The organism is Dryocola sharpae, assembly GCF_051307055.1.
Lineage (GTDB): Bacteria > Pseudomonadota > Gammaproteobacteria > Enterobacterales > Enterobacteriaceae > Dryocola.
The window spans coordinates 1,880,359-1,894,058 of the sequence record NZ_CP149994.1 but is presented as its reverse complement, the minus strand read 5'-3'; the positions used below and the strand labels follow the sequence as shown (position 1 = coordinate 1,894,058).

Sequence of the window (13,700 nt, the reverse complement as noted above, 5' to 3'; positions counted from 1 at the left end):
AAGGCCACCGCCCATAATTGGCTGACATGAATTCCAGACAACAAATCATATTACAGATGGTGATTGATCAAGGCCGCATCAGCGTGACCGATCTTGCCAAAACAACCGGCGTTTCCGAAGTGACTATTCGTCAGGATCTCAACCTTCTGGAAAAGCGCAGCTATCTGCGGCGCGCCCACGGCTACGCCGTTGGGCTTGAAAGCGACAACGTCGAAACCCGCATGATGAATAACTACGCTCTGAAACGTACCCTGGCGGAATTTGCGGCAACGCTTGTCAACGACGGTGAAACAGTATTTATCGAAAACGGCAGCAGCAATGCCCTTCTCGCCCGTACGCTTGCGGAACATAAGCGCGTTACGCTGATTACCGTAAGCAGCTATATTGCCCATCTGCTCAAGGATACAAACTGCGAGGTGATCTTGCTGGGCGGCATTTACCAGAAAAAAAGCGAGAGCATGGTCGGCCCGCTAACCCGACAATTTATCCAGCAGGTGCATTTCAACAAGGCGTTTATTGGCATTGATGGCTTCCTGCCTGAAACAGGGTTCACCGGTCGCGATATGATGCGCGCTGACGTGGTGAACGCGGTGCTGGAAAAAGGCAGCGAGGCAATAGTGCTGACGGACAGCAGCAAATTCGGCGTCACCCATCCTTATACGCTTGGACCAATCACACGCTTTAGCCGGGTAATAACGGATGACGGGCTAAGCGAAACGGCGAACCAGCAGCTACGGGACAGCGGCGTACACGTCGATATCGTTAAGCAATTCCTGCTGAGTTAACCCGCTTATTTCAGGACTGTCTGTAATTTATGCAGGCAGTTCTGCTATCAGATTTATCCTGCGAGCTATTTAAGACTTTTTACCTGGCTTAATTCCCGATAAAAATTAAAATATTCAGTAACGATATAACAGGAAGTGATAATCACCCGCGTTAGCTTTTAGGTCTGTATCGTCACAGAGTTTCATGGCAACTCCGCTTAAGCCACTATACTTAACAGGAGACTTGTATCCGTGAATCCATTATTCAGGAGAAAGTAAAATGACCTTAAATAAGAAAAAAATTGCCGCTGTTACGCTGGCGCTTACCGTAGCGATGTCCCTGAGCGCGTGTTCTAACTGGTCCCATCGCGATCGTAACACCGCGCTTGGCGCGGGCGCGGGCGCCGTAGGCGGTGCCGTATTAACCGATGGCAGCGCCCTGGGCACCCTGGGCGGCGCCGCAGTCGGCGGTATTATCGGCCACCAGGTTAGCAAATAAGGCCGGCTGCAGATAAAAGGCTTTAGACAATTTAAAAGACTGACGTGTCGACATTCACGTCTGCCGCAGTCATAAAACAGGCCACGGAATTTTCCGTGGCCTGTTTTTTAGCTTAGCCGCCAGCCAGTTTTACCTTCATGCCCTTCGCTTCCAGCAGTGATTTAATCAGATCTCTTTTATCCCCCTGAATTTCAATCACGCCGTCTTTTAACGCTCCACCGCACCCGCATTTCTTTTTCAGCTCTGCGGCTAATACGGCAAGCGCAGCGTCATCGGCATCGATACCGGTTATCAGGCAGACCCCTTTTCCTTTGCGTCCGCTGGTCTGCCGCTGGATACGGACAATGCCGTCGCCCTTAGGACGCACAGGAGCGGTTTTCGGCTCGTCGATACGTCCCGTCTGCGTGGAATAAACCAGCCGGCTGTTATCATCTTTCATTTTATGCCCCCTGTTTTAGCGAGGCACGGATGTCACGCAGCGTTTGTGCCGGATCGGCTGATTGGGTGATCGGACGCCCGATGACCATATAATCAACGCCCGCGGCCTGCGCCTGAAGCGGCGTCATGATACGGCGCTGGTCGCCAGCATCGCTTCCTGCAGGACGAATACCCGGCGTTACCAGCTTAAACGCCTCGCCCAGCTGGGTTTTAAAACGCATCGCTTCATGCGCGGAACATACCACGCCGTCCAGCCCGCAATGCTGGGTCAGGCGCGCCAGGCGCTCTGCATAATCCGCAGGGCTTGCGGTGATGCCAAGATCGGCTAAATCACCGGTCTCCATGCTGGTAAGCACGGTTACAGCAATAAGCAACGGCGCATCCTTACCAAAGGAGTTCAGCGCCTCGCGAGCGGCAGTCATCATGCGCGCGCCGCCGCTGGCGTGGACGTTGACCATCCATACTCCCAGCTCAGCCGCCGCGGCTACCGCACGCGCCGTGGTATTTGGAATGTCATGGAATTTCAGGTCGAGAAAGACATCGAAGCCGCGCTGCTGAAGATCGATGACGAACTGCGGGCCAAACAGCGTGAACATCTCTTTGCCCACTTTCAGGCGGCAATCCTGCGGATCGATACGGTCAACGAATGCCAGCGCGCTGTCGCGCCTGTCGTAATCGAGCGCGACGACGACGGGTGAATCGGTGACAACACGGGAGGAGGAAGATGCGCTTGAATTCATAACTAAACCTTCTGACTGTTGGGCACCAGCGCGGCGCGAAGATAAACGGCAGCATTCTACCCGCCCCCCCGATAAATTTACAGCCGCCATTGCAGCCTGCTAGGCGATAGCTGCTCGGGGGTTGATATGGGGCTGATATAAATTTATAAGTATGTTGTAACTAAAGTGCGATTTTTTTAAAAACAGCGGCGGCGTGCGGCCTATTGCCCGTCCAGGCCGCGAATCGGTTTAACCGTCGACCAGGCCCGGCAGGATGGACAGTGCCAGTACATGGTAAAGGCGGTAAAGCCACATTTCTGGCAGCGATAGCGCGGTTTGGTGCGCACCTGCTCTCCGACCATATCACGCAGCACAATCAGGCTCTCCTTTGCGCGCCCCTCTTCTGCCTCCTGCAGATGATAATCGATCAGACGATGGAAGACGCGCATCGTAGGATGACGCTGTAACTGGCGATTGATATACACCTGCGCAATATCCGCCCCTTCTTTTTGCTCCAGAATACCGGCCAGCATCAGCTCTGCCACGGCGCCGGTGTTTGCCTCAACGCAGCGTTTAAGGAAGGCTTCCCACTCCTCTGGCTTGTTGAGCTGCTGGAAGCAAACCTGCAGCATTTCCAGCGTTTCGCTGACCAGCTCGCTATCCTGATCGATAACGCGCTGCAGCGTTTCAACAGCCTTAGCGTATTCGCCTTTCGCCATAAAGATGCGCCCCATCATGATGGAGACGCGGGCGCAGTTTTTATCCGCCGCCGCACCTTTCTTTAGCAGCGACATGGCGCGGTCGAGATCGTCACTGCCCATCAGCTGCAGGGCGAGTTCGCAATAGAAGTGGGCGATTTCGGTGCGCTGTTTGTCTTTCCCCAGTTTGACCAGGCGTTCGGCAACATCGATGGCTTTCTGCCAGTCGCTGGTGGCCTGATGAATTAACAGCAGCTGCTGCAGCGCGCCGATACGGAAGTCGGTCTCATCCACCAGCTGGGCAAACATATCTTCTGCCCGATCGTACAAGCCGGCGGCCATATAATCGCGGCCCAGTTGCTGAACGGCCAGCAGCCGCTGCTCATAGGTCAGCGAAGCGCTCTCCATTAACGCCTGGTGGATACGAATGGCGCGGTCAACTTCTCCACGCGAGCGGAAAAGGTTGCCCAGGGTGAGGTGCGCTTCAACGGTACCGGTGTCTTCTTTGAGCATATCCAGGAAGAGATCGACCGCCTTATCCTGCTGGTTAGACAACAGGAAATTCACCCCGGCAACATAGTCGCGCGACAGGCGGTTCGCTTCCTGTTGTTTATTTTGATAAGCACTTCTGCGGCCCATGTACCAGCCGTAAGCGGCGGCCACGGGCAACAACAGAAACAGCAGCTCCAGCATAGCCGGTTATTCCTTCACGGCCGGAACGGTGGAGTCTGCCACGACGGGGTCCATGGGGAGTTGTTGTTCAAGGCGCTTAATTTTACGCTCGGCGCGCGCAAGTAAGATGCGTACACGCAGCCAGAACAGGCTGCAGATTAGCCAGCCGATAATAAAACCCGCAGCAAAAAGCGTCGCCAGTAGTGTGGAGATCCGGTATTCGCCCTGAGCAAGCAAGTAATTAAAGTTCACTACCTGATCGTTTTGCGCGCCTAAAGTGACGGATACCACAAAGATCGCTAGCACCAGTAAGAAAATGAATAAATATTTCACATTACTTCCCGTTATGTGGTCGTACGCGACGGTTATGCCCTAATGCTGTTCAACGGTATAAATTACCATTTCCGGTGAGCCCGGGGAATCCATTAGCGACGTCCAATGCATAAGAAATGGGGGTTTAAATCAATAATCTCAAGGCTAGTCCTCCCTTTCGACTATTTCTTCAGCTTCCTGAAGCGGCACGGAAAGCGGGCCGCATAATTTTTGTGCAAGCCAGGTGGACAGGGTCACCAGCAGCCAGGACAACAGCGTGGCGACGACCAAATCACGCGGCCAGTGCATGCCCAGTAAGAGCCGGCTCCCCATTACGCCGGTGGCCCAGAGCAGCAGCAAAACGATGGTAAAGGTGCGCCGGCGCGGCCATAGCAGGCCAACGCCCAATAAGGCCCAGCTGGCGGCAAACATCGTATGGCCCGAAGGAAAGGCAAAACCGGTCTCTTTTTGCCAGTGCCTGTGCAGCCACTGAGGCACTTCGCTATTGCCGGCCAGCTGGCTTTTCACCAGGTCGCTACGCTGCTTACGCTTTAAATTGTAGAACTCATCGGTAGGAACATGTTGCGTTTTTTCAAGCCAGACCACGAACGGGCGAGGCTCCTGCACCCGATCCTTAATCACTGACTTAACGGACTGGCCGATGAGGATCGCAGCGCCCAGGATGACAAAAAGTATCATGGCAGCCTTCAGACGGAACCGCAGGCACCACAAAAACCAGCCGCACAGCAACACGTGGGTGATGATTCCCCAGGGCTGCGTCACCGTTTCGGTTAGCCAGAACATCGCTTTTAGCCAGCCGCTGTTGCCGCCCGGCTCCCAGCGCCAGCCGGTAAGCCACACGGTCAACGGCATGATTAACAACAGCCCTGCCCCCGCCGCGGTTCGTTTTGCTATAGCGCGCATCGCTCCTCCCTGAAAAATAAAATTGATTAAGGATAACCGATAAAGTGCACGGGAGGATAAACGCACGCATCATCAAAGAGTAAAACTAGCTTTCCGGCCGGCCAATTAGGTGAAGCGAGCTGCGCTGTGGCAAAATAGACAATAATAATTGCACGAGCCAGAAAGCTGGCAGGCACCTGCGGGTGTCAGAATAAGTACCTGGAGAATCACATGCAGCTTAAACGTGTGGCAGAAGCCAAACTGCCAACCCCATGGGGCGATTTCCTGATGGTGGGTTTTGAAGAACTGGCAACCGGGCAGGATCATGCGGCCCTGGTTTTTGGCGATATTAGCGGCGATAAATCCGTTCTGGCTCGCGTCCACTCCGAGTGCCTGACGGGCGATGCCTTGTTTAGCCTGCGCTGCGACTGTGGTTTCCAGCTTGAAGCCGCGCTGTCGCATATCGCCGAAGAAGGCCGCGGCGTTCTGCTTTATCATCGTCAGGAAGGACGCAACATTGGCCTGCTCAATAAGATCCGCGCCTATGCGCTGCAGGATAAAGGTTACGATACCGTTGAAGCAAACCATCAGCTAGGTTTCGCCGCGGATGAACGCGATTTCACCCTGTGCGCCGATATGTTCAAACTGCTGGGCGTGGATGCGGTTCGCCTGCTGACGAACAATCCTAAGAAAGTGGAAATCCTGAGCGAAGCGGGGATTAATATCGTTGAACGCGTGCCCTTAATCGTGGGCCGCAATCCGAAGAACGCGCATTACCTGGATACTAAAGCCGCCAAAATGGGCCATCTGCTTTCCGAATAGCGCTTAATCTCCCCCATAGCTGGGGGAGATTTTCATTTACTTCAGCATATTACGAATGACGTAATGCAAAATGCCGTCGTTGCGGAAATAGGTTAATTCGTTGCCGGTATCAATACGACAGCGACACTCAATCACCTCCTGCCGACCATCTTCACGTGACAACGTCACCGATATGGTCGCCCCCGGCGTCAACTTGTTAAGGCCGCTGATATCGATGGTTTCCTCCCCGGTCAGCCCCAGCGTTTTACGCGTTACGCCCTGCGGGAATTCAAGCGGTAAAATTCCCATGCCGATAAGATTTGAACGGTGAATACGCTCAAAGGATTCGGAGATAACTACCCGCACGCCCAGAAGGCGCGGCCCTTTCGCCGCCCAGTCCCGGCTGGATCCTGAGCCGTATTCTTTACCGGCGATAACCGCAAGGGGTATCCCCTTCGCCTGATAACGCATCGCCGCATCGTATATCGACATCACTTCATCGCCAGGCAGCAGGCGCGTCATCCCGCCCTCAACGCCTGGCACCATCTCGTTGCGGATTCGGATGTTGGCGAACGTACCGCGCATCATGACTTCATGGTTACCGCGGCGCGAACCGTAGGAGTTAAAATCCCGGCGCTCAACGCCACGATTCAGCAGATAGCGCCCTGCAGGACTGTCCAGCTTGATGTTACCCGCTGGCGAAATGTGGTCGGTTGTGACCGAATCGCCCAGCATCGCCAGCACGCGCGCGCCGTGAATGTCCTGCACTTCTTTCGGCTCCGCCTCCATATCGTCAAAGAACGGCGACTGGCGAATATAGGTGGAATCGCTCTGCCAGTCGTAGGTATCGGAACGATCGACTTCGATGCTGCGCCACTCCGGCGTGCCTTCGAAGACTTCAGCGTACTCCTTGTTGAACATTTCAGTTGAAACCTGAGCTACCGCGCGGGCTACCTCCTGATTGCTCGGCCAGATATCTTTCAGATAAACCGGATCGCCCTTGCGATCGTGGCCCAGCGGATCGGTTGTCAGGTTGATATTCATGTTTCCCGCCAGCGCGTAGGCCACCACCAGTGGCGGCGACGCCAGCCAGTTGGTTTTCACCAGCGGATGAATACGTCCTTCGAAGTTGCGGTTACCGGAAAGCACGGCGCCGACGGTTAAATCGCCCTTCTTAATTGCCTGTTCGATAGGATCCGGCAGCGGCCCTGAGTTACCGATGCAGGTAGTACAGCCGTAGCCGACAAGGTTAAAACCTAAATCATCAAGATACGGCGTGAGGCGCGCTTTCGCCAGATAGTCGGAAACGACCTTCGACCCGGGGGCCAGCGAGGCCTTGACCCACGGCTGGCGTTTCAGACCAAGCGTGAGCGCTTTTTTCGCCAGCAAACCCGCCGCCATTAACACGCTCGGGTTAGAGGTGTTGGTACAGGAAGTAATAGCGGCGATAACCACAGCGCCATCCGGTAGCTGGTATTCACGCCCGCCCATCGTGTAATCCACGGGCGCGCGATCTTTTTGCATGGTGTTGAGAGCAAGTTCGTTACTGGCGCTAAAGGCCTGAGGCACCTCACCCAGCCGGACGCGATCCTGCGGGCGTTTCGGACCGGAGACGCTCGCTTCCACTTCACTCATATCCAGAGCAAGCGTGCTGGTAAAGACCGGTTCATCCCCGGTATTACGCCACATGCCCTGCGCTTTCGCATAGGCCTCGACCAGGGCAACCTGGTCTTCGGTACGCCCGGTTAAACGCATATAATTAAGCGTGACGGCATCAATGGGGAAGAAGCCGCAAGTCGCGCCATACTCCGGCGCCATATTGGCAATAGTGGCGCGGTCCGCCAGCGGCAGCGAATCCAGCCCGTCGCCGTAGAATTCGACGAACTTGCCGACAACGCCGTGTTTACGCAACATCTGGGTGACGGTCAGAACAAGATCGGTTGCGGTAATACCTTCCCCGAGTTTGCCGTCGAGCTTAAAGCCGACCACGTCCGGGATCAGCATCGATACCGGCTGGCCGAGCATCGCCGCTTCCGCTTCGATACCCCCCACGCCCCATCCCAGCACGCCAAGGCCGTTGATCATCGTGGTGTGGGAATCGGTTCCCACCAGCGTGTCCGGATAGGCAACCAGCTCATCGCCCTGCATTTCACTCCAGACGGCTTTACCAAGATATTCCAGGTTGACCTGGTGACAAATACCTGTGCCGGGCGGCACGACGCTGAAGCGGCTGAACGCCTGCTGGCCCCAGCGCAGGAAGACGTAACGTTCATGGTTACGTTCCATCTCCAGACGCACGTTCTCTTCAAAGGCGTCGTCATCGCCAAAGTGGTCAACGGTAACGGAGTGGTCAATAACCAGGTCGACGGAAGAAAGCGGGTTTACTTTAGCGACGTCGCCACCGAGGCGCTTAACGGCTTCACGCATGGCGGCTAAATCCACAACTGCCGGTACGCCGGTAAAATCCTGCATTAATACACGCGCCGGGCGGTATGCGATTTCACGATCGGCATGGGCGTTTTTCAGCCAGCCGGCCAGCGCGTGGATATCCTCTTGCGTAACAGAATCTTCGTCCTGCCAGCGCAGCATGTTTTCGAGTAAGACTTTTAGCGACTTGGGTAAGCGGGTGATATCCCCAAGTTCCTTTGATGCCAACGGCAGGCTGTAGTAATGATAGGTTTTATCCAGCGCCTGCAATGTATCCTTACTGGCTTCTCGTAGGGTTAACGACATAGCTCCTCCTTTATGACCAGGGATAGCGATGCCCCGATTGATTTCAGGGTCACTATTAAAGATAACACATAGATGTCGTAACGTTTTGATAACAACCCGAATTGATAAATCGGGCTATTTGCGGGCGCGGCGGAGGAGAAATGAAAACGCCCCGGCATAGCGTGCGGGGCGTTTTGAGGCTAGTTAACCAGCGTGGCGATCAGCTGTGCCCAGAACAGTACCGAAACGGTAAAAGCGCCAAGCCATGACCAGTATTTAATAGTGCAGCGATTCATCATAAGCAGTACTCTTTATTTGCGGTATGCAAGTTGTCTGATTAATTAATCAGTCCCGAAGAATATTGCTGTGTGTAGTTATTAAGTCGTACGCGGTTAACGGCGGCTAAAAATGTGATTGACCGCAAGTTAATTAAGCGTAAATAAAATTAGTGTTTATTGTTTTTTGTGATCGTCAGCAGTAAATAGATCGATAAATTCCTGCTGCTGTTTGCTTAGCTGCCAGGAGGCGGGGATGCAGCTTCTGCTCCCCTTCAGCTGCGTGCCCGGCTTGTCATCTTCCTGAAATGTTCTTTTTGGCTGCACGACCTGCCCACGAATCGTCATCTTTAGCTCCAGTAGCGCCAGGCTACCAGCGCAACCACCAGCCAGAACAGGCCTGAAACCAGAAATACCGCCAGCCAGGCTTTACGTTTAAGCTCGGGATCCCTCTGCGGTTGTTCACTTCCTGAAGGCATTGCAAACCTCATACAATCGACACCACTTATCGTAAACTCGTTAACAATCGTTATAAGCAATCGTCCGTTGGGATTAATCCTAAAGAAACTCTAGCGCAAAATCCAGCAAATTTGCTCACTGTTTACAAGAAAAGATTTAATCTTTTGACATGAAATAAATTATTGAAGCGTCAGATTTGCGCTGCGGTTAATTATTATCTACGCCTGTCGCATAATAGAGACAGATTACCCCTCGTTATAATAAGGATAACCCCGGCGGGGAAGATATTAAACGGGATGAGACTAATTCGTATTTATCAGGAAGGCTAAAATCGGTATCTTCCCCGGGCGGAGAAGATACCTGGAGAATTATTTGGCGGGTAGTTTAATATCTTTAAACATCGCTTCGATATCTTCATTGGACCTTAAGGCCACGGCGGTATCGACCACGTCACGCGTCAGATGCGGAGCGAAGCGTTGAATAAAATCATACATATAGCTGCGCAGGAAAGTGCTGCGGCGAAAGCCAATTTTGGTGGTGCTGTGGCTGAACACGCCCTGTGCTTCAATGCGCACCAGGTCGGGATCGGAGACGGGATCGACGGCCATGCTGGCAATCACCCCGACGCCTAAGCCCAGGCGCACATAGGTTTTAATCACATCCGCATCGGTTGCCGTAAAGACGATACGCGGCGTTAAACCGGCGCGGTTGAATGCCATATCCAGCTCAGAACGTCCGGTAAAGCCGAAGGTGTAGGTAACCAGCGGATACTGCGCCAGCTCCTCAATCGTGACGGACTCTTTAGACGCCAGCGGGTGTTCAGGCGTCACGACAATCGAGCGGTTCCAGTGATAGCATGGCAGCATCACCAGATCGTCGTACAGATGAAGCGCTTCGGTAGCGATAGCGAAATCCGCATTGCCTTTGGAGACGGCTTCGGCAATCTGCGTTGGCGATCCCTGATGCATATGCAGCGAAACACGAGGGTAACGCTCGATAAAGCCCTTAATTACGCCCGGCAACGCGTAGCGAGCCTGGGTGTGCGTCGTGGCCACGTAGAGAGAACCTTTGTCCGGCCAGGTATGTTCCCCGGCAACGGATTTAATGGCATCGACTTTCGAGAGCACTTCGCGGGCGATACGGATAATTTCCTGCCCGGCCGGCGTAACCTGAGTAAGGTGCTTACCGCTACGGGCGAAAATCTGGATGCCGAGCTCGTCTTCCAGCATCCGCACCTGCTTACTGATACCTGGCTGGGAAGTATAAAGCCCTTCCGCCGTCGACGAGACGTTAAGATTGTGGTTGACCACCTCAACAATATAGCGAAGCTGCTGTAGTTTCATGACTTACCATCCAGGTCAAAACGACCCCGGCGCAGGCGATGCGGGGGATCAAGCCGATACAGGTTTAGAAGATAATGCGATCCACTATATCAGTTATATCTTCTATGTATAGATGGAAAGAAAAAATAATAAAGAGGTTATATAAGAGGCGATAAAAAAACCGGCGCGCCAGCCCCGGTTTTTGTCAGATGAAGAAGTTTATTTCTTCCCTTCGACCCATTTCCCGTCGACAAAGAAAGCAGACCAGCCGGTGGCTTTACCCTCTTTCTCCGAGGAAACGTATTGCTGCTTAGTCTTGCGGCTGAAGCGAACAACAGCTTTGTTGCCTTCGGCATCCTGCTGCGGCGCATCGGCCAGATAGCGCAGCTTTTCAGGCAGCCGATCCCGGAAGCGGTACAGCTCTTCCACTAACGGCGCGCGGGTTTCACGCGATTTAGGGAAGGTGTTGGCCGCGAGGAATACGCCAGCCGCGCCGTCGCGCAGAACAAAATAGGCGTCCGATTTTTCGCAAGGCAGCTCCGGTAATGGAACCGGATCTTCCTTCGGCGGCGCCACTTCGCCGTTGCGCAGGATCTTACGGGTGTTTTTGCACTCATCGTTGGTACAAGCCATGTACTTACCGAAACGCCCCATTTTCAGGTGCATTTCAGAACCACACTTCTCACACTCTACGATTGGGCCGTCGTAACCTTTGATGCGGAACTCGCCCTCTTCGATTTCGTAGCCGTCGCAGGTTGGGTTATTACCGCAAACGTGCAGCTTACGTTTTGGATCGATGAGGTAGCTGTCCATCGCCGTACCGCATTTAGCGCAACGACGTTTCGCACGCAGCGCGTTGGTTTCCGCGTCATCGCCCTCAAGGACGTTGAGCACTTCGTTTTCCGGCACCAGGTTAATGGTGGTTTTGCAGCGCTCTTTCGGCGGTAGCGCATAGCCGGAACAGCCGAGGAATACCCCGGTGCTTGCCGTGCGAATGCCCATTTTACGGCCGCAGGTCGGGCAGTCGATGCTGGTGAGCACCATCTGGTTAGGGCGCATGCCGCCTTCTTCCGGATCCTGCTCTGCTTTCTCAAGCTGGCCGCTGAAGTCGCTGAAGAAGGTGTCCAGCACGCCTTTCCACTCGGCCTGGTTGTTAGCCACCTGGTCGAGGTTGTTTTCCATCTGCGCGGTAAAATCGTAGTTCATCAGCTCGCGGAAGTTTTCTTCCAGGCGATCGGTAACGATTTCGCCCATTTTCTCGGCGTAGAAACGGCGGTTCTCAACGCGCACATAACCACGATCCTGGATGGTGGAAATGATGGACGCATAGGTTGAAGGACGGCCAATGCCGCGTTTTTCGAGCTCTTTAACCAGCGACGCTTCGCTAAAGCGAGCGGGCGGCTTGGTAAAGTGCTGGCCTGGCGTCAGCTCAAGCAGCGACATCACATCGCCTTTGTTGACCGCCGGCAGCGTTCTGTCTTCATCGCCCTTACGCAGCGCAGGCATCACCTTAGTCCAGCCGTCAAAGCGCAGGATGCGGCCACGCGCTTTCAGGCGGTAATCCCCCGCTTCTACGGTTAAGGTCGTGGAATCGTACTGCGCCGGCGTCATCTGACAGGCCACAAACTGGCGCCAGATTAGCTGATACAGCTTCTGCGCGTCGGCTTCCATATCCTTTAAGGATTCGGCTACCACGCCCACGTCAGAAGGACGAATCGCTTCGTGCGCTTCCTGTGAATTCTCTTTACTCGCATACTGGTTAGCGGCGGCAGGCAGATATTTTTTGCCAAAATTCTCGTCGATATAGCCACGCACCATGCTCACCGCGTCCTGGCTGAGGTTGGTGGAGTCAGTACGCATGTAAGTGATGTGGCCCGCTTCATACAGACGCTGCGCCATCATCATGGTTTTCTTTACGCCAAAACCAAGACGGGTGCTGGCAGCCTGCTGCAAGGTGGAGGTGATAAACGGCGCGCCGGGCTTGCTGCTGGTTGGTTTATCTTCACGCTCAAGCACGGTGTAACGGGCTTTTTCAAGCTCGCTGACCGCCGCCATGGTCTGCTCACGGTTGACCGGGCGGAACGGCTTATCTTTATGATGGCTGACCTGCACCGGAAGCGCGTCACCCGCAGGCGTTGCCAGGCTGGCGTCAATTTCCCAGAACTCTTCAGGAACGAACGCTTTGATTTCACGTTCGCGCTCAACGACAAGGCGCACAGCAACGGACTGCACACGTCCGGCGGAAAGCCCGCGCGCAATTTTCTTCCACAGCAGTGGGGAGACCATGTAACCCACCACGCGGTCCATAAAACGACGCGCCTGCTGGGCATTTACACGGTCAATATTCAGCTCGCCCGGCTTTTCGAAAGCCTGCTGGATAGCGTTTTTGGTGATTTCGTTAAACACCACGCGGCTATAGCGCGACTCATCGCCGCCGATCACTTCCCGCAGGTGCCATGCGATGGCCTCCCCTTCGCGGTCAAGGTCGGTTGCGAGATAGATATGGTCAGCTTTTTCAGCAAGGGATTTCAGCTCTGAAACCACCTTTTCTTTGCCCGGCAGCACTTCATACTGGGCTTCCCAGCTATGCCAGGGATCGACTCCCATACGATTTACGAGCGCGCCGCGTTCATCCTTTTTGACCTTTTTGGTCGTTTTGGTGGAGGCAGAGTCAGCGCTCTTCTTGGTGGTTGATCCACTGGTCGGCAAATCACGGATATGGCCTACGCTGGACTTAACCACGTAGTCGTTTCCGAGATATTTGTTGATCGTTTTGGCTTTTGCCGGGGACTCAACGATGACGAGAGCTTTACCCATATTCACCTTTACCTAAATTAATTCATCCAGAATACGTCGCACGCAGTCTTAATCTCCAGGTTGCGGTGCGCCTTTTTTTATATTGCGACAGCGTTAAAGGAGATCAACTCTTTTTTCCAATCCCCGCCTGAAAACAGCCTCAACGCAGGTGATTGAGATACCGGGCCTTTCGTGCCGGGTAACGTAGCACGGCGGAAGTTTGGTTGAATGTCAAGCAATTCCGTTGCCAGATTTGCGAAAGCGTCACACTCTACCTGATAAAATCCGATACGCAACTTTATTAGCATGCAATACCGATTCCCGCCAGCA

The 13,700-nt window shown here is 54.1% G+C and carries 14 protein-coding genes; 3 read left to right on the top strand and 11 right to left on the bottom strand.

The features are described 5' to 3' along the window. The first annotated feature begins 26 nt into the window (after positions 1–26). Together yciT and osmB are read left to right on the top strand one after the other, a co-directional pair. Positions 27–785, top strand: coding sequence for a DNA-binding transcriptional regulator YciT (yciT, locus tag WLO31_RS09140; protein ID WP_435930125.1), 759 nt, complete (start codon positions 27–29; stop codon positions 783–785). 259 nt (positions 786–1,044) lie between these two features. Continuing rightward, on the top strand, positions 1,045–1,263 hold the full coding sequence (gene osmB / locus WLO31_RS09135) for an osmotically-inducible lipoprotein OsmB (protein WP_435930124.1): 219 nt from the start codon (positions 1,045–1,047) through the stop codon (positions 1,261–1,263). Between the two features lie 112 nt (positions 1,264–1,375). Here osmB and yciH read toward each other — a convergent pair whose 3' ends face one another. From yciH to pgpB, 5 genes are all read right to left on the bottom strand, one after another. After that, positions 1,376–1,702 (bottom strand): stress response translation initiation inhibitor YciH, encoded by a 327-nt coding sequence (yciH, locus tag WLO31_RS09130; protein ID WP_435930123.1) that lies wholly within the window; start codon positions 1,700–1,702, stop codon positions 1,376–1,378. Between the two features lies 1 nt (position 1,703). Beyond that, entirely contained in the window at positions 1,704–2,441 is a 738-nt protein-coding gene (gene pyrF, locus WLO31_RS09125; protein WP_435930121.1) for an orotidine-5'-phosphate decarboxylase, read from the bottom strand. 200 nt (positions 2,442–2,641) lie between these two features. Beyond that, entirely contained in the window at positions 2,642–3,811 is a 1,170-nt protein-coding gene (gene lapB, locus WLO31_RS09120) for a lipopolysaccharide assembly protein LapB (RefSeq protein ID WP_435930119.1), read from the bottom strand. Between the two features lie 6 nt (positions 3,812–3,817). Beyond that, entirely contained in the window at positions 3,818–4,123 is a 306-nt protein-coding gene (locus WLO31_RS09115) for a LapA family protein (RefSeq protein WP_435930118.1), read from the bottom strand. Positions 4,124–4,267: 144 nt separating this feature from the next. After that, positions 4,268–5,026, bottom strand: a complete 759-nt coding sequence (pgpB, locus tag WLO31_RS09110; protein ID WP_435930117.1) for a phosphatidylglycerophosphatase B — start codon at positions 5,024–5,026, stop codon at positions 4,268–4,270. Positions 5,027–5,236: 210 nt separating this feature from the next. Between pgpB and ribA the strand changes: the two genes are divergently transcribed. Beyond that, positions 5,237–5,827: a GTP cyclohydrolase II gene (gene ribA / locus WLO31_RS09105; protein ID WP_435930116.1), complete on the top strand. Its 591-nt coding sequence runs from the start codon at positions 5,237–5,239 to the stop codon at positions 5,825–5,827. Between the two features lie 36 nt (positions 5,828–5,863). Here ribA and acnA read toward each other — a convergent pair whose 3' ends face one another. From acnA to topA, 6 genes are all read right to left on the bottom strand, one after another. Further along, positions 5,864–8,539 carry an aconitate hydratase AcnA gene (acnA, locus tag WLO31_RS09100; RefSeq protein WP_435930115.1) on the bottom strand — a complete coding sequence of 892 codons (2,676 nt, stop codon included), beginning with the start codon at positions 8,537–8,539 and terminating at the stop codon, positions 5,864–5,866. Between the two features lie 179 nt (positions 8,540–8,718). Beyond that, a complete protein-coding gene (ymiC, locus tag WLO31_RS09095; protein WP_236127650.1) occupies positions 8,719–8,817 on the bottom strand; it encodes a small membrane protein YmiC in 99 nt (32 codons plus the stop codon). A gap of 153 nt (positions 8,818–8,970) precedes the next feature. Continuing rightward, entirely contained in the window at positions 8,971–9,141 is a 171-nt protein-coding gene (locus WLO31_RS09090) for a hypothetical protein (RefSeq protein ID WP_435930114.1), read from the bottom strand. Positions 9,142–9,143: 2 nt separating this feature from the next. Beyond that, positions 9,144–9,272 (bottom strand): YmiA family putative membrane protein, encoded by a 129-nt coding sequence (locus WLO31_RS09085; protein WP_435930568.1) that lies wholly within the window; start codon positions 9,270–9,272, stop codon positions 9,144–9,146. Between the two features lie 348 nt (positions 9,273–9,620). After that, a complete protein-coding gene (gene cysB, locus WLO31_RS09080) occupies positions 9,621–10,595 on the bottom strand; it encodes an HTH-type transcriptional regulator CysB (RefSeq protein ID WP_435930113.1) in 975 nt (324 codons plus the stop codon). A 198-nt stretch (positions 10,596–10,793) separates the two neighbouring features. Continuing rightward, a complete protein-coding gene (topA, locus tag WLO31_RS09075) occupies positions 10,794–13,391 on the bottom strand; it encodes a type I DNA topoisomerase (protein WP_435930112.1) in 2,598 nt (865 codons plus the stop codon). Between the last annotated feature and the right edge of the window lie 309 nt (positions 13,392–13,700).